The organism is Sulfurospirillum sp. E15m, from assembly GCF_059415145.1.
This window is the reverse complement of the sequence record NZ_JCAHZS010000005.1, coordinates 92,149-109,792: the sequence shown is the minus strand read 5'-3', so window position 1 is coordinate 109,792 and position 17,644 is coordinate 92,149. Positions and strand designations below refer to the sequence as shown.

15 protein-coding genes and 1 tRNA gene are annotated in these 17,644 nt (G+C 39.0%); 6 read left to right on the top strand and 10 right to left on the bottom strand.

Annotated features, from left to right (window positions below; all coding sequences use genetic code 11):
* Nucleotides 1–44 precede the first annotated feature (44 nt).
* The 10 genes from AC5SLP_RS08370 to AC5SLP_RS08325 form a co-directional block, all read right to left on the bottom strand.
* Nucleotides 45–2,528, bottom strand: a complete 2,484-nt coding sequence (locus AC5SLP_RS08370) for an efflux RND transporter permease subunit (RefSeq protein WP_495254707.1) — start codon at nt 2,526–2,528, stop codon at nt 45–47.
* Nucleotides 2,529–2,603: 75 nt separating this feature from the next.
* Nucleotides 2,604–2,693 (bottom strand) — tRNA-Ser (locus tag AC5SLP_RS08365).
* Nucleotides 2,694–2,770: 77 nt separating this feature from the next.
* A complete protein-coding gene (locus AC5SLP_RS08360) occupies nt 2,771–2,914 on the bottom strand; it encodes a hypothetical protein (RefSeq protein ID WP_495254706.1) in 144 nt (47 codons plus the stop codon).
* Between the two features lie 65 nt (nt 2,915–2,979).
* The gene (locus AC5SLP_RS08355; protein WP_495254705.1) at nt 2,980–4,431 is read right to left on the bottom strand and encodes an AsmA family protein; all 1,452 of its coding nucleotides are present in this window, start codon (nt 4,429–4,431) and stop codon (nt 2,980–2,982) included.
* 16 nt (nt 4,432–4,447) lie between these two features.
* On the bottom strand, nt 4,448–5,131 hold the full coding sequence (gene pyrF, locus AC5SLP_RS08350; protein WP_495254704.1) for an orotidine-5'-phosphate decarboxylase: 684 nt from the start codon (nt 5,129–5,131) through the stop codon (nt 4,448–4,450).
* Nucleotides 5,128–5,538, bottom strand: a complete 411-nt coding sequence (gene nusB, locus AC5SLP_RS08345; RefSeq protein ID WP_495254703.1) for a transcription antitermination factor NusB — start codon at nt 5,536–5,538, stop codon at nt 5,128–5,130. Before nusB ends, pyrF begins: the two co-directional genes overlap by 4 nt.
* A gap of 9 nt (nt 5,539–5,547) precedes the next feature.
* Nucleotides 5,548–6,012: a 6,7-dimethyl-8-ribityllumazine synthase gene (gene ribH / locus AC5SLP_RS08340; protein WP_495254702.1), complete on the bottom strand. Its 465-nt coding sequence runs from the start codon at nt 6,010–6,012 to the stop codon at nt 5,548–5,550.
* A gap of 61 nt (nt 6,013–6,073) precedes the next feature.
* Entirely contained in the window at nt 6,074–8,164 is a 2,091-nt protein-coding gene (gene ovoA, locus AC5SLP_RS08335; protein WP_495254701.1) for a 5-histidylcysteine sulfoxide synthase, read from the bottom strand.
* Between the two features lie 2 nt (nt 8,165–8,166).
* Nucleotides 8,167–8,967 (bottom strand): 3-deoxy-8-phosphooctulonate synthase, encoded by an 801-nt coding sequence (gene kdsA, locus AC5SLP_RS08330; RefSeq protein WP_495254700.1) that lies wholly within the window; start codon nt 8,965–8,967, stop codon nt 8,167–8,169.
* The gene (locus AC5SLP_RS08325) at nt 8,964–9,878 is read right to left on the bottom strand and encodes a DMT family transporter (RefSeq protein WP_495254699.1); all 915 of its coding nucleotides are present in this window, start codon (nt 9,876–9,878) and stop codon (nt 8,964–8,966) included. Before AC5SLP_RS08325 ends, kdsA begins: the two co-directional genes overlap by 4 nt.
* A 69-nt stretch (nt 9,879–9,947) precedes the next feature.
* Here AC5SLP_RS08325 and AC5SLP_RS08320 point away from each other — a divergent pair, with 69 nt between their 5' ends.
* The 6 genes from AC5SLP_RS08320 to AC5SLP_RS08295 are packed head-to-tail and all read left to right on the top strand — an operon-like array spanning nt 9,948 to nt 17,608.
* Nucleotides 9,948–11,018, top strand: coding sequence for a mechanosensitive ion channel family protein (locus tag AC5SLP_RS08320; protein WP_495254698.1), 1,071 nt, complete (start codon nt 9,948–9,950; stop codon nt 11,016–11,018).
* A 55-nt stretch (nt 11,019–11,073) separates the two neighbouring features.
* The gene (gene der, locus AC5SLP_RS08315) at nt 11,074–12,519 is read left to right on the top strand and encodes a ribosome biogenesis GTPase Der (RefSeq protein WP_495254697.1); all 1,446 of its coding nucleotides are present in this window, start codon (nt 11,074–11,076) and stop codon (nt 12,517–12,519) included.
* Nucleotides 12,509–13,039: a shikimate kinase gene (locus AC5SLP_RS08310; protein ID WP_495254798.1), complete on the top strand. Its 531-nt coding sequence runs from the start codon at nt 12,509–12,511 to the stop codon at nt 13,037–13,039. The genes der and AC5SLP_RS08310 overlap by 11 nt, the downstream gene beginning before the upstream one ends.
* Nucleotides 13,040–13,048: 9 nt before the next feature.
* Complete coding sequence (gene trpS, locus AC5SLP_RS08305; RefSeq protein ID WP_495254696.1) at nt 13,049–14,014, top strand: tryptophan--tRNA ligase; 966 nt, start codon at nt 13,049–13,051, stop codon at nt 14,012–14,014.
* An 8-nt stretch (nt 14,015–14,022) separates the two neighbouring features.
* Entirely contained in the window at nt 14,023–15,267 is a 1,245-nt protein-coding gene (serS, locus tag AC5SLP_RS08300) for a serine--tRNA ligase (RefSeq protein WP_495254695.1), read from the top strand.
* A gap of 1 nt (nt 15,268) precedes the next feature.
* Nucleotides 15,269–17,608, top strand: coding sequence for a tetratricopeptide repeat protein (locus AC5SLP_RS08295; protein ID WP_495254694.1), 2,340 nt, complete (start codon nt 15,269–15,271; stop codon nt 17,606–17,608).
* Nucleotides 17,609–17,644: the final 36 nt, after the last annotated feature.

Sequence of the window (17,644 nt, the reverse complement as noted above, 5' to 3'; positions counted from 1 at the left end):
CAGAGTATAACGCGTTTACGTTCCAAGAAGTGAGAGGTGACTGTTTACTTTTTAGGCTTTTGTTTTCCAAAAGGTTTGAGTGTTACGACTAAAAAAGGTGAAAGCAACAGGTCAGACAATAAAGCAACGACTAGCACAAGAACAATTAAAAGACCAAAAATCATGGTCGGGATAAAATTGGATGTCACCAAAACCAAGAAGCCGATAATCGTCGCTAGCGCATAATAAAACATACCAAACCCTATGGTACTATGCGCTTTGTGCATCGCCACAAGATAATCTCCACTAAGAGCCAGTTCTTCTTTAAATCGGTAGTAATAGTGGATAGTATTATCGACAGCGATACCCAATGAAATAGATGCAATCGTAATGCTCATCATGTCAAGTGGAATTTTCGCCATGCCCATAATGCCAAAAATAATACTAACTGGAATAATATTAACAACCATCGCAACAGCGGCTACTTTGATGGAGCGGAACAAGAACAAGAACATACCACCCAGTGCTAAAGCGGCTAGACCCAACGTTGAGATTTGAGAACTAAAGAGTGATTGGAGCATATTATTGTACAAGACCATCATGCCTACGAGTTCATAATCTTTTGTATCTAACCCTACTTTGGTGTGCAGCTCGGTTTGAATTTTTTGCAATAATTCATTGCGTCTTAGATTTTTATTGGAATCGACCACGCGAATCACAAAGCGTGCTTCATTGTGTTCGATATTGACATACGGCGAAATAAGAATTCGTTTATACTCTTTAGGCAATTCATTGTACAACAGTGCCAATTCAACACCGTCAAAATCTTGTCCATTTTTTAAAATTCGCCCTACTTTACTCAATGTTCCCAAAGAAGAGACATGCCCGACTTCAGGCAATGACAACAAGTAATCATGCACTTTTAAAATCGTCTCCATTTTCTGAGCCGTAAACCAATACTGCGCATCGTTGTTCATCTTATCAAACTCATCTTCAAAACTGTCAAGTCCTGAAGAATCCGCACTTTTAGAAGTGGTTTTGGTATTTGTTTTAGGAAACGTGACAACAATTTCAAGGGGTGTTGTACCACCCAAGTTATTATCAATGGCTTGCATACCTTTGTATATTTCGGTACTGGATTTAAAATAGTTGATAAAACTGTTTTCAACCATTAACTGGGTCACACCATAAGCACTAAACAAACACATAGCAACGGTTACAGCGATAATCACCTTTCCACGATGCTCGACAATGCGCGCAAAAGTTCGTGTCAGCGTAAAGATATTATCAAACGCTAATACTGGAGGTGTTTTTTTAAGAAGCATCATTAACGCAGGGAAAAGAACATACGCGGTAATTAACGAAACAGTGATACCAATGTTCATCATACTTCCAAGGTCGATAATCGGCAAGATATTGCACATAATCAAAGAGCTAAACCCTGCAACTGACGTTAAAATGACAAAGACGGAAGGTATACTCATGCGTTGAAGCGTGACCTCAATTAACTCTTGTTGTGATGCTTCAGGCATCAGCGCATACTCTTCGCGATAACTAACGATAAGATGAATAATAAGAGAAAGCGTACTGATAAGTTGCATGGCAACATAATTTGAAGAAATAACCGTTACTTCAAGTCCCACAAGCGCATTAATACCCGTGGTAATAATCACTGCGACGAATGCAACGATGATAGGCAATACCACAAAACGAACTTGCCTAAAAATGACCCATAGGACAAGAATCATAATCACGAGAATTGCTATACCGTACGTTGCGATATCGCTTTTCACAAAGCTGATCATATCATCTGCAATCATCATAACGCCCCCTAAAAAGAGGGTTCCTTCGCTATGGTATGTTTTGATGACGGCTCTGACATTATCAATTAATTGGTGAATCTCTGCACGCGAACTATTGCGATACTCTTTAAATTCTTTTTTAATCGTCTCATATTGCTCTTCTTCTTGAGGCGTGAGTTTTCGTTCTTTTGAAAGCTCTAAAAAGGCGTTGCGCTTCGTTAAAAATTCCGTATATTTAACATCATCTTTTAAAATAACAAGAATTGCTGTTGTTTTAAAGTCACGACTGACAAGATTACTCGCATACAAAGGGCTTGTCGTCAGCTCATTTTGTACCATCGTTTTATTAATATCTGGCGACTCTAAAGTACGAACATTCCCAATAACTTCTTGAATGGGTTTAGGAGGGCTTTCTAAAAGTGGAACATCCAGTAAGGTTGTAACACGCTCCACACCCTGCACTTTTAGCAGGTCTTTTTTGAGCTGTTTGATGGTGGAGAGTGTTTCATCGGAGAGCATATAGGCTTTAGGACTATATGCAATCACTAAATAATCCGGACTCACATAACGTCCATGAACTTCGCGTGTCAGTTTTAAGTCATGGTCATTTTCAAGTAGAAGTGTTTCTGCTGATGCATCAATACTAAGATATTGCGCGTAATAACCAAAAAAGGCTGTTACAACGGCAACAGCGAATAAAACTGCTTTGAAATGTTGGGTAATAAAGTGAACATATTTTTTAACCATTATTTGACTTTCGTTGTGTAATTTAACATACCTATAAAAGAGTTGAGTTTTGTGAAAAAATATTTGGAAGTTTGGTGGCGGACAGAGAGGGATTTGAACCCTCGGTCAGGTTACCCCGACGCATCCTTAGCAGGGATGTGGTTTCAGCCACTCACCCATCTGTCCAAGTAAAAAGTAGAGTGCAATTATAGCAAGAGTAAATAATAAACGGCTTAAGTGGCGTTACTTAAGCCGTTTATCGGTTAAATGTACGCTGCATCTTGTGATTTTAAAAGCTTTTCAAGTAATTTTTGAAGTTTTTTAGCGCTTACTTGATCTGTTTTTTTCGCTTCCTCAATCTTACTCTTAAGCATCACGATGAGCTCAACACCTTCTATAAAATGCATTGGTACTCCTTTTTAAGATCAATATAATTCATCTTAAAAAAGCAAAACATATTCCATATTTATTTTCACGGTACAGGGTGTGCGACAACTCCTTCATAAAATACAGTACAATTTTCATCACTTGCCTGCTCTGTTTGAACCGGTACTGTTTTCTTCGGTTTGACCAAAAAAGAAAGAGCGACATTCGTCAGTGTCGTTACCGTGGATTCATCCATTTTCATGTTAGGCTTAGCAAATGTTCCACTAATTTTTTGTTGAACAGTTGCACACCCTTTTGCGTTTAAAAGTGCGGCTTGAACATCAACAAACTTCTCATCAACAATATTTACGGTCCCTTTAAGTGCTGCTCTGTTTTTTGCGGTACTTAAAGCGACATCGCTGAGTTGAATTTCTGAATAACCAACATCAACATTGGTATTGACCTCTTTAAGCACGCTTTTTCCACCTTGTAACCCTTCTAAGGGAGCTAAAAGCGTATTTAAATTTTTAGGAGAAGATGGAGCATCAAACAATGTTGCCATTTTATCTATATCATAACCTGTAAGTGTTATATCTTTACCGGATAGGTGAATATACCCATTAATGGTACTTTTGAAACTTAAGGCATCTCCCACAAAGAAAGAGAGCTTGATATCGCCATTGGCGGTGCCATCTAGCAAATCTTTGTTAAAAAGTGCTTTTGAAAGCGTTGAAAGTTTTAAGCCATCTATCTTATTTTTAATTAAAATTTTAGGCTGTTTACCGCTAAAATCAAACTTGCCGCTACCTACAATAGGCGTATCAAAAAGAGTATATTTAAGATTTTCACTGACAGCTATGGCATCTTTCATCTCCAATGCCATTGAGATATCACTGATAAAATATTTATCGTACACGATTTTATCAATATGCGTTTTCGCTAAGAAAGAGAGCCCTTGAAGCTGATGTTTAGTAGGGTCATAGTTAATATTATTCATTTCAAGATCAACTTTTTGAAATGCCGCTTCATCGCTACCATTCACATCTTTATACAAAATGTTTGCATTGCTAAATTTTACTTTTGTGACATTGACCAAAGGAAAATTAGCGTCAAGTTCCGCCGTAACATTGCTGTCTGGAGCTTTTGGGGTAGAGACTGCTTCTTTGGCCGTTTTTGGCAAAACATAATTGAAGTTACCATCACTGTTTTTTTCAATCACCAACGTTAAATTGTCCAATGAAAGATGACTGACTTTTACCTCTTTTTTCAAAAGAGCCGATAAATCAAGCGCAATGTCAAAACTCCCTAGCTTTGCAAAAGGTGCTTCTGGTTTATAATAAGGATTCGATACTTCAATATCTGAGATACTAACACCTGCTGGGGATAATGAGAGTGCAATATCGCCATGAATGACAATCTCATAGCCGGTACTCTCTTTGATGGCTTTTTGAATTCTTGGTTTATATTCATTAAAATCAATCACTTTAATGAGCAAAAAAAACGCAACAATACTTACAGCACAAAATAAGACAATACTAAGCAATATTTTTTGGACCATTCTTACCTCTTATAATTTATATATTTTCAAGAATTTTTTTAACAATCCCTAGGGGGTCTGGACTTTGATATATAGGGCGTCCAACAACAATAAAATCGGAGAGTTGTTCTTTGGCAAGGGCTAAATCGGCTACTCTTTCTTGATCGTTACTGCTTTCGCCAAAAGGGCGAATGCCAGGTGTCAATGTTAAAAAAGAGCGGCTGGTATGCGATTTGATCGCGTGGCTTTCAAAAACAGAACAGACAACACCATGAATACCACTTTCATAAGCATCTTTAGCAAATGTCACTGCTTTTTCGGCAATGGGAGCGTTGTACACCGCTTCAAAAGACGCATTATCAAAACTGGTCAATGCCGTCACGGCTAAAACGATAGGTGGTTTTGGCAAAGCATTCACCCGTTCCATAACGGTTTGCATCGCTTTTTTACCACTAGAGGCATGAACATTAAACATCTCCACGCCAAGCCCAACCATAGACTCTGCCGCATCTGCCATTGTATTGGGAATATCATGAATTTTAAGGTCTAAAAAGATTTTAAAAGAGGGATTGATGGTTTTTATCTCTTCAAGAAGCGATTTGCCATCGCGGATAAAGGAGCGAAGGCCGACTTTAAGCCAGGCATCTTCGCTTTTTAGTTTTTGTATTAAATTTAAATTTTCGGCTTTGCTAGGAAGATCAAGTGCGACACAAAGCTTCATTGCTTATTTTCCTGATCTTTACAAATGGCATCTAAAACACCATTAATAAATTTTGGACTGGTTTCATTACAGAGCTTTTTAGCAAGTTCAATCGCTTCATTAATGACAACAGCATTATCCAACGATGAATAAAGCACTTCATAACCGCCCAAACGCAAAATAGCGCGTTCAATCGTACCAATTTCACTTAAATTCCACTCTTTCAGGTGGCAATTAATCGCAGCGTCTATAACTTCAAGATGCTCTTTAACACCATGATACAGTCCTAATGCAAACTCTTTTTGCTGATTGCGAATCTTTTTTTCTTCAAAAAGTTCATCAATAAATTTTTCAATGCCTGCGTTACCAATGTCTTCTGCGTACAAAAGACCTATAATACTTTCTCGTGCTTGATGTCGTGTTGCCAAAAGAGTTCCTTAAAGGTTTTTGTAAAGGCTAATAAGCTCAATCAAACCTGTCATCGCTTCAAACCCTTTGTTTCCGGCTTTACTACCCGCACGTTCAATCGCTTGCTCAATCGTATCGGTTGTTAAAACACCAAAGGTAACGGGTTTTTGATATTTGAGTGCGGTATTGGCAACGCCTTTTGTTGTCTCAGCTGCAACATAATCAAAATGCGGTGTACTTCCGCGAATCACAGCACCGACACAACATACCGCATCGTATTTACCACTGCTTAAGATTCTATCAAGTGCTAAGGGAATTTCATATGCGCCCGGAACTAATATAAGGTCTAAATGTTTTTCATCACCACCATGACGAATAAAAGCGTCACGGGCACCTTCAACAAGACGATCCGTAATAATATGGTTAAATCTACTGTTAATGATGGCTACTTTTTCTTTGCCACTAAGGGATAATTTTCCTTCAATGATATTCATAACAATCCTTCAATTATTTGTAAAGTGGTTCAATAATACCGCATTTTTGATTAGAGAACTATTATCGTTTTTTCCACACGCTCACGTGTAACGTTTTTATCACACTTTTGCGCTCGCTGACATAGCGTACTAACGCCATGTTTACTGGCTCTTGCATGTTGATAAACGATGAACTTAGATGTTCGTTTAAAGCATCGTATGTACTGTACTTTTCACCATTTTTTTTAATGCCACCCAACCATTTTTCCTTCGGTGTTTTACTTTCATCCCAGTCGTAGCTGCTTGCAATCACCAATAACCCCTTCTCATTGAGCCGCTCTTTTATCGTCTTTAAAAACAGCGCTGGATCATAAAGCGTATCTAAAATATCATTGGCAAGAATGAGGTCATAGCCATCAAAATAAGGCTTCATATTGTGTGGGTCTGCTTGCCAAAACTCTACTTTTTGAGACTTAGGGTCGATGCCAAAATCACTGAGATTCCGCTCAAGAAACGAAGCTAATTCGCCCTCTTCTTTCAGGGCATATTTGAGTTTTCCGCTCTCTTTGAAATTCGTTGCTAAACGTACGACTCGCGCCGTAAATTCAATACCATGAACCATAGAAAATGCTTTTGCAAGTGCAAAGGTTCCGCGCCCTATGCCACACCCAATCTCCAATGCTTTGGTTTTGGCACTCCCCAAATCAATACAAAACTGAGCCATTGTCTCATAGTAATTACTCTCTTTTTCACCAAAATGAGCATGGCAAATTTCAGAAAGGGCAAAATCAGTTTCATAAAATACAGAGTGTGTTTCCACCGGGTCATTCGATTCAACATAACGAAATCCTGCATGTTGATAAAAATGACGGCGAAATGCATAACGAGAAGAGCGAATCAGTTCATTGCCTGTGCTAATCCACGAACCGCCTTTCATGATAGTGTGTCTATCATCAAATGTAGGAACCGAAAAATCATCATAAAGGGGATGAACTTCAAAGCCATCAAACCCATTCATAGGGGTTTCACTCCACTGCCACACATTGCCGATGACATCATAGAATTCACCAAAAGTGAAGGTATCGACAGGGACAGATGAGGCAAAATATTCCAAATTGACATTACCAGGAGCCTTCTCCCAAAAAGGCTCATCTTTTTTTACATGTAAATCGCGCAGAACATACCACTCTTCCTCACTTGGAAGGCGTATCGACTTGCCTGTTTTGGCACTTTTCCAATTACAAAAGGCTTTGGCTTCAAGATAATTAATCTCAACAGGCCAACTCCATGGCATCGCTATCTCTTCTGCTACCAATCGAAGACGGTAGCCTGACGTATCTTTGCGCCAGAAAAGAGGCATTGTGGCGTTTTTATAGCACTTCCATTTCCACCCCTCTTCATTCCAATAGCACTCATTTTCATAACCACTATCTTCAATAAAACTCAAAAATTCGGCATTACTGACAAGGTATTTCGAAGCTTTGAATGCTTTGACCTCTTTTATATGTAAACCGTATTCGTTATCCCATCCGTACAATGCATCGTCTTTTTTCTTTTCCAAACGAAGTGTTGTTCCGTTTACATGTAATAACGTATTTTCCACAATGGGTGTATCAAGAGGACAGACTTTCCAAAAATCGCTTGGCTGAACTTTTGTCAGTGGAAGTTGGCGTATTAAAACCGATGATGTTTCAAGATGAATGCGTTCATGCTCAATCCCCATCAAAATTGCCCAAAATGGGCTATCCCATGAAATAGGCATACGAAGAGGTAACGTATCTATCAGTTCTAGAATTTTGGTTTTCACCGCATCACGATACGCTTTAATTTCAGCGATTTTAGGCCATTTATAATGTTCTTGGTTCAAATCATCCCAACTCATTTCATCCACACCAATGGCAAAAATGGACTCATACGTAGGATTGATACGCTTATCTAAGAGTTTGGCAAGAACAAGTTTATTGATAAAAAATGTCGCAGTGTGTCCAAAATAAAAAACCAAAGGATGACGCAGCGGGTCTGCCGTGAGGTAGTAACTCTCTTCATCCTTCATCAGTTCAAAAAGTTTTTCGTAAAGGCTATATGTTTTTAAAAAATAGTCCCTGATTTCTTGCCTTTTGTGCTCCGCATCACCTACATTCAGAAGAATATTTCGTGTTGGAATCAATTGCATACCTACACCTTTAGGGTATTTTGAATTGCCTTAATGTCACGTATTGCCAACGACAAATCATCTAAATCAAGCATATTCGGACCGTCGCACAACGCTTCGCATGGATTAAAATGGGTTTCAAAGAAGAAACCATCCACGCCCACAGCCGCAGCTGCGCGTGAAAGAGGACGGACGTATTCGCGTTTTCCACCGCTTTTGCCCCCTTCCATTCCAGGCATTTGCACCGAATGCGTTGCATCAAAAACAACGGGCGCAAACTCTCTCATAATGACAAAACTGCGTGCATCGACGACTAAATTGCCGTATCCAAACGTGCTTCCTCGCTCAGTAAGCCATACGCCAGCTTTTTTGGCTGCTGCATACCCCTCTTCTTTGATACCTCTGGTATCGAGCACTTTTTTGACCGAATAGCGCATATCAGCAGGATTTAAAAACTGCCCCTTTTTGATATTGACCACGCATTTCGTCTGTGCTGCTGCAACCAACAAATCCGTTTGGCGGCATAAAAATGCGGGGATTTGAAGCACATCAACCACCTCACCTACCGGTTTGGCTTGGGTGTAATCATGAATATCGGTTAAGAGGTTGTATCCAAACTCTTTTCGTACCTCATCGAGTAGTTTTAAACCCTCATCCATACCTGGACCTCTAAAACTATCAATACTGGTTCGATTGGCTTTGTCAAAACTGCTTTTAAAATAAAAATCTATGGTTGTATCTTCATGATAAGGCATTAATTGTTCTGCAACCCGAAACAGGTTGTCTCTGCTTTCAATGACACATGGTCCTGCAATTAAAATCACTCTTTCTCCTTTGCTACGATAATTCCACTAAGAACGACTAAGAGTATACCAAATAGTCCAGCAAAATCTGGTAAGGCATCTCCTAAAAAAATGCCGATAATCAGTGAAAAGAAAATAATAGAATATCCAGCAGCGCCGACAATGCCTGCTTTCGTGGTTGCAAATGCTTTGGTCATATAGACCTGACCAATGGCACCTGAAAAGCCCATCAAAATGATATAAAGCCACGCTACGCCTGAGGGCATTACAAAATGTCCCAACATGAAATCAAACATAGGTGTGTGAAAATAATCACTCAAAACCATAAAAAGTGCAGGGAAAATCGTTCCTGTTGATGTGAAAGCCAACACAATGACGCGAGTGTCATAGACTTTATTGAGTTCACGCACGCTGGTATAAGCCAGTGCCGCGCCAAGACCGCTAAACAGCCCAAACAAATCTGTTTTTGAGAGCATCAATCCACTGGGTTTCATGACAAAAACAATGCCGATAAACCCAACAAATACAGCAACCCAGCCTTTCCAACCAATCTTTTCTTTCAGAAAAATAAACGCCAAAATAGCGGTAAAAATAGGTGCTGTACGCGAGAAGGTAATGGCATCGGCCAAAGGGATATGCGCAATATTGTAAAAGAAAACCAACATCGAAGCAAATCCAATCAAGGCTCTAAAAAGCAGTAGCCAAGGCTTGCCGCCTACTTGTTTAATCGGCAATTTAAAAATACTTAAGGCGACAAAAAGCATCGTAAGTCCATTACGAAAAAAAACGACTTCTACTGAATCCATGTCATGACTGAGTACTTTTGCAAAAGCACCATCAAAGGCAAAACTAAATGAAGAAATTAACATAAAGATAACACCTTTGTTAATCCCTAAAAAAAACTCTTTCACGCTCACTCCAATGAAGACCATAAATACGTAATCTTAATCCATTATGTGTTAAAATCCGTTGATTTTTACATCTTAGCTTCGGGAGAGAGTATGGATTTTCATCTTATTCTAAACTATAAGCTGTGGGGCATTCCTATCACACACATAGGCATTGCTATCGCAATTTTCTTTTTTTCACTTTTATGTCGTACCTTACTGAGCAAGATTCTGCTCAAACCATTACGCAAACTTGCCAACAGAACAAAAACACTTAACGATGATAAACTCATTGATGTTATTGAAGAGCCTTTAAAAGTCTCAATTGTTTTAGGTGGCGCTTATTTCTCGATGCGATGGCTTCCTGTTGATGGCATTGACCGCTTTTTAGAGTTGTTTGTTCGCTCCGTCTTTATCTTTGTTATTTTTTGGATTTTGTATCGCCTCGTGGATGCATTTTCACACCTTTTTCATCTTTTTTCTTCAAAATTTGGCAAAGAACTCCATTCCGATATTCAAAACTTTTTGACCAAAACCATGCGTGTGATTATTATCGCACTAGGACTCATGGCTATTTTACAAGAATGGGGCATCAATGTGAGCGCCTTTGTTGCATCGCTGGGTCTTGGAGGTTTGGCATTTGCTTTGGCAGCGAAAGATACGGTTGCCAATCTTTTCGGTTCGCTCGTTATCTTTGGTGACCGTCCTTTTAAAGTTGGCGATTGGGTCGAGACGCCTTTAGTGGAAGGGTTTATTGAAGAGATAGGTATTCGTTCCACCAAAGTGCGTACGTTTGCCCAAGCATTAGTCAGTGTTCCTAATGCAACGCTTGCCAATACACCCATTACTAATTGGTCACGTATGGGAAAACGTCGCATTCGAACGAGAATTGGACTTACGTACAGCACCACGGTTGAGCAAATGCAAGCAATTGTAAGCGACATTAAAACGATGCTCAAAAACCATCCCGATATTCACCAAGAGACCATTCTTGTTAATTTTGATGAATTTGAGAACAGCGCGTTAAGCATTTTTCTCTACTGTTTTACGAAAACAACGGTCTGGAATGATTATTTACATGTAAGAGAAGATGTCAATTTTAAAATCATGCAGATTGTCGCAAAACATGGAACCAGTTTTGCCTTCCCTAGCCAATCGCTCTATGTTGAGAGTTTACCAAAATAACAGCAAACAAAAGGTATAATGTATCCCATTTAGGTACACATTATTAAAGGTTACTATGAAAAAAATAGCAATTATCGGGCTGCCCAATGTTGGCAAAAGCTCCCTTTTTAACCGTATCGCTAAACAACGTATCGCTATTACGTCTGATTTTAGCGGCACAACACGCGATATTAAAACACAACAAGTTTATATCACTGAAAAACCTTGCCTTATCCTCGATACAGGCGGACTTGATAAATCATCTGAGCTCTTTGAAAACGTTCATAATATGTCTATGGAGACGTCTAAAAAAGCAGATATCATCATCATGGTCGTCGATGGCAAACTCCTTCCAAGTGATGAAGAAAAAAAGATTTTTTATGCACTGCAAGCACGCAATAAGCCCATTGCCTTAGTCATCAATAAAATTGACAACGATAAAGAGATGGAACGCGCTTGGGAATTTAGTGAATTTGGTGCGGAAAATGTTTTCCCAATTTCAGTCTCTCATAACCGAGGGGTCAGTGCTCTTTTAGAGTGGATCGGTGGATTTTTACCAGCAGTGGAAGGTGCAACACCACCGCCAAGCGATGAAGATGAGAATGATGATGAAGACGTTGAAGACGATTGGGATGAAGAAGAATCCTTTGAGGAAGACGATGAAGAAGAAGCGATTCCTGAAATCGTCGAAGAAGTCGAAACCAATCAAATCAATGTTGCGATTATTGGACGTGTGAATGTTGGGAAAAGTTCTCTTCTAAATGCTCTTGTTGGTAAACAACGCGCTGTGGTGAGTAGTGTGGCTGGCACAACGATTGACCCTGTGGATGAGAGTATTGAGTACGAAGATAAAATTATCAATTTTGTCGATACTGCGGGGCTTCGCCGCCGTGGAAAGATAGAAGGCATTGAAAAGTTTGCACTTATGCGCACCAAAGAGATGCTAGAACGTGCCAACATTGCATTACTTGTTTTAGACACCAGTGAACCCTTTTTAGAGCTGGATGAGCGTATTGCAGGGCTGGTAGAAGAGAATCATCTTGCATGTATCATTGTGTTAAATAAATGGGACAATGCGATGGATGATTATGAAAAAGTGACCGCTGAAGTCAGACACCGATTTAAGTTTCTTTCCTATGCGCCACTGATTACCGTTTCGGCAAAAAGCAAACAAAGGGTTTCAAAAATCAAAGATATGATTTTAGAAGTCTATGCCAATTATTCACAACATCTTCCAACACGTGTCCTCAATGAAGTCATCAAAGATGCGACAATTAAGCATCAAATTCCAAGTGACCACTCAAAAGTCGTCAAAATTTATTTTGCGACCCAATACTTAACAAAGCCTCCACGTATCGCGTTGGTTATGAATAAACCGCGTTCCCTTCATTTTAGCTATAGACGCTATCTTGCCAATAAATTACGTGAGCATTTTAACTTAGAAGGCTCTCCAATTCTCCTTTATCCTCGCGCTAAAGGTGAAAGAGACGTCGAACAGGAAGACAACGGTGCTGAATCCTAAAAATAAAAATATTGTTTTTATCGGTTTTATGGGTGTGGGAAAAGGAACGATTTCAAGAGCCCTCATTAAAACCACCAAACGTTTTGGACTCGATACGGACGACCTCATTGAGAGTATGGAAAACCGCAAGATTAAAGCAATTTTTGAAGAAAATAGTGAAAGTTATTTTCGCAAGCTTGAAAAGAAAACAGCAAAATGGCTTCAAAAAAATGTCAAAAATGCCATTATCTCAACCGGCGGTGGTTTTTTTAAAGTGGATAATCTCGACAAAATTGGCACGATTGTCTATCTTCGTTCTTCATTTGATGGTATTTTAGCACGTTTAAAAGCCCATGAAAATGCTGATCTTAAATTGGCAAAGCGTCCACTACTGACTGACGAAGACAAAGCACGCGCATTGTTTAATGAGCGCTCATCCCTTTACGAAGCTAAAGCAGATATTATTATTGATGTTGAAAATCGCAGTGTACAAGAGATTGTGGCTGACATTATTCAGGTTTTAAAGTTAAAAAAGGATTAGGATAGATTTATGAGAGTACTAACGGGAATTCAACCTTCAGGGGCACTGCATATAGGAAACTATTTTGGTGCCATTAAACAAATGGTCGATCTTCAAGAAACAAGCGACCTATTTATTTTCATCCCCAACTATCATGCCCTCACCTCTTTAAAAGATGGGGTAGCACTTAAAAACAACACGCTCGATGCAGCTATTAACTTTTTAAGCCTTGGCATTGACCCAACAAAAGCAACTTTGTGGGCGCAATCGGATGTCAAAGAAGTTTTGGAACTCTACTGGGTACTTTCAGGATACACCCCGATGGGACTTTTAGAGCGAGCCCATGGATACAAAGATAAAGTCGCTAAAGGTATCGCGGCCAATCATGCCCTTTTCTCTTACCCTGTGCTTATGGCAGCCGATATTTTACTGTATGACGCAGACATCATTCCTGTGGGAAAAGACCAGATTCAACATGTTGAAATCACACGCGATATCGCGATAAAGTTCAACAACGATTTCGGAGATATTTTTACACTGCCTGAATTTAGAGTGGATGATAATGTCGCAACTGTTCCTGGGCTTGATGGTGCTAAAATGAGTAAAAGCTATGGCAATACCATTGATATTTTTTGTACTGAAAAAGAGCTCAAAAAGGCTACTTCACGTATTGTGACCGACTCTACTCCGATGGAAGAGCCAAAAGATTATACGACATGCAATATCTACGCACTCGCTAAACTCTTTTTGGAAAATGACGAAGTAGTTGCATTGCAAGAACGCTACAAAAAAGGTGGTGAAGGCTATGGTCATTTTAAAGCCTACCTCAGCACACTGATTTGGGATTATTTTACAGAAGCACGTGAAAAAAGAGCATATTATTTAGACCATAAAGATGAAGTGTTTGCTATTTTAGACGACGGTGCTGCTAAAACACGTAAAATTGCTAGTGAAAAAATGCGTGTTATTCGTGATCTTGTTGGAATTTATCGTTAAGGGAAAGTATGTTAGATATAAAACTGATACAAAATGATTTTGATGCCGTTGCTAAAAGCCTTCGCAAGAAAAAAGTCGATGAGAGTCTTTTAGAAGAACTGCGTGTTCTTTCATTGGAACTTAAAAGTGCACGTCTTGTTTTAGAGCCTTTGCAAGCAGAACAAAATGCCAAAAGTAAGCTTTTTGGTGTCTATGCAAAAGAGGGAAAAGATGTAGGCGCACTTAAAGCCGAACTCTCTTTGAACAAAGAAAAAATAGCTGAAGCAACAGAAAGTGTTCGAAGCCTTGAAGAAAAGCTAGAAGCCATGGCTGCGGTTATTCCAAATATGCCCTCACCTTTAGTCCCCGATGGTGAAGATGAAAATGATAATGTCGAGTTAAAACGTGTTCTTGAGCCTCGTGTCTTTTCTTTTACGCCTAAAGAGCATTGGGATATCGATAGTAAACAAAATTGGATTGATTTTGAAAGAGGTGTCAAACTCTCTAAAAGTCGTTTTAGCGTGTTGAAAAATGAAGCGGCACGACTTGAGCGCGCGCTGATTAATTATATGTTAGATTTTAATCGAACACGCGGTTTTCATGAAGTCGCCGTTCCCTACATCGTCAATCGCGAAACACTGATGGGCACGGGACAGCTACCTAAATTCGAAGATGACCTCTTCAAAATAGAAGGCGAAGACCTCTTTTTAATTCCTACTGCTGAAGTTCCTGTCACCAATCTTTTTCGAGATGAAATTCTCAATGCAGAAGAGCTTCCTTTGAAAATGACCTGTTATTCTGCTTGTTTTAGAAAAGAAGCAGGAAGCGCGGGGCGTGATACAAGAGGCATGATTCGCCAACACCAATTTGATAAAGTAGAACTTGTCTCTATTACGACACCTGAGCAAAGTGAAGCTGTTTTTGAAGAGATGCTCTCTTGCGCATCAGACCTTTTGACGTCCCTAGGACTTCCTCACCGTCATTTGATGTTGTGTGGCGGTGACCTTGGCTTTAGTGCGGCAAAAACTGTTGATCTTGAAGTGTGGTTGCCAGGACAAAACAGATACAGAGAAATCAGCTCAGTCTCAAATACCTTTGATTTCCAAGCCAGACGTGCCAAAATCCGCTTTAAAGATAATGGTAAAAATCGTTTGGTACATACACTCAATGGCTCATCATTGGCAGTAGGTCGAACCCTCATTGCTCTTATGGAAAATTATCAACAAGAAGATGGCACGATAGCCATTCCTGAAGTTTTGAAAAAGTACATGTAAGATGGCTGAAGAAGAAGTCGTTATCCTCGAAGCCGATGGAGCAACATCCAATGAAGAAGGATTTGCACCTATTGAAGAGGAAAACAGTGAAGAAGGAACCGGTTTAGAGATTGTTGCTTTTGATGAAAGAGCAACACAAACTAAAAAGAAAAAACTATTGCTCCTTCTCTTAGCTGGCGGCATACTTCTTCTTGCCATTATCGTTGCTATTATTGTTATTATTAAATTAAAATCTCACACTGAAACTCCCCCCGCTGTCGTTACAAAAGTTGAAGAAGCCCCTATTATCAAAGAACAATTTTCGCCATCCAGACTCGATGGTATGATTAAAAAAGCGCATTTGCTTTACGAACAAGGCAACAAAGATGAAGCGCTGAAAATTTATGAAAAAATTGCAACTTATAATGAAGCTATCTCCTTTTATAATATTGGTGTTGCAAAACTTAAAGAGCGCAATTTCAGTGATGCTCTTGATGCGTTCAAAAAAGCAATTCAGAATAAAGAACATCGGTGCATTAGCGCTATTAATGCTGCAGTGTGTGCCTTAGAGATGAAAGACAAAAAGCTCTTTCACTATTATGTTGATCTTGCGTACGCGTACCTTCCTGAAGAGAGTAATGCGCCATTGTATTCCTATTACGTTGGATTAGTACACTACTATAAAAACTACTATTACGAAGCGTTAAGCGCTGTTTCACATCCTATCAATGATTTTTATCAAGACGATCAGAAATATCTCGCCTCCAAAATTTTAGCCTCACTTAATTACAACGATGCCGCACTTAAAGTATTAGAACCCATTGCGAGAGAGAGCGATAATTTTACATTAGGCCTACTCGAAGCAAAACTAGGTGACTACACCAAAGCCAAAGCATACCTCACTAAAGCCCTACAAAATGATAGTGAAAATCCTAAAATAAAAATGGCATTGGCATTGGTAGAAAATAAATTGGGTAACCTTGCCAACACGGCTTCGCTTATCAGCGAAGTGGTCAAAGTTCAAAATACCGATGTCACACCTATTTATAAAACGCGTGCTATTTTAAGACCTACACTGTTTGATGTGGACAAAGCGCAAAGTGAATTTGAAAAAGAGCTCTTCTTTGACAATGAAAATACCTATAATCTTATTTTCTATTATGCGCCGTATAAAGTATTTGATGCTAAACAGACGATTGATTATATTCGCAAAGGCAGTATGAATATCTTCATTGATGAAATTGGGCCAGCCCTCTCATACCTCAAAGCCAGCTCTACAATTTCTAAAGTTAATATTGCCATTAGTAAAGGCATCAAAAAAGCACTCGACTTTCATGTCTATGAAGCCAATGAAATTTTTCTTAAAATGGTCGAAGAGTACAAAAACCACTCGATACTGCACTACAATTTAGCATTAACCTACGCTCAAATGGGTGATTATGCAGCAGCTTATAAACATTTTTCAAAAAGTTACCATTTAGATAGTAACAACTATTTAGCCGGTGTTTTTGCTTTGATGAGTGGCAATCTCATTGGTAAAGACATCACAAAGTTAAGTGAAGATGTGAAAGAAAGTATTGCTAAAAATAGCTCTTTGGAAAAAGATAGTCTTTACGCTTCACTGATTCATCTTACCGATGGCAATCAGTTTTCACTCACACGATGGATTGAAAAAGATAAAGATGACACACCACTCAGTCTGGTTTTAAATATCATTGCTGCTCAAAAATTGGGGAATGACCGTCTCTACCGTCTGAATACGCAAAAGCTCCAAGCATTGCTCCCCAAAGATATTATGGCAAATATCATTGCCTTTAATGTCAAACATCAAAAACAAGATATTAAGAACTATGCTAAAGCCATACAAATGGAATTCAATCATCTCAATTTGGATTATGATGCGTTTTATTATGGACCGAAAATTGTTAAAGAGCAGTATATTACCCTGCTCCAAATTGGAGGGTTATTGCATCAAAAACGCAACAGTGTCAAAGCAAAAATGGAAGAAGAGCGCGTCGATATTCCTTCTATTATGCAGACACTAGCGTATATGGAAATTTATACCAATAATTTTGAAGAGGCATTTACCCTGTACAATAAGCTTATAGATGACTTCAAACAAAAAGACACGCATACTATCTTTTTAGCTTCCGTTGCCGCAATCGGTGCAGGTCACAGTGAAAATGCCATTGCATTGTTAGAACTTTCAAAACTTACCGATCCAAGTAATGTCGAAAGTAAATACGCTTTAGGATTATTGTATCAAGAAGTAGGCAATTATGAAGCGGCAAATGCGCAATATCGTAGTATTGGAAATATAGGATTCATCTCACAATATTTTACATTTGCTCTCGTTAAATAAAGACCATGTAAAGGAGAAAATCCTTTACATGTAAAA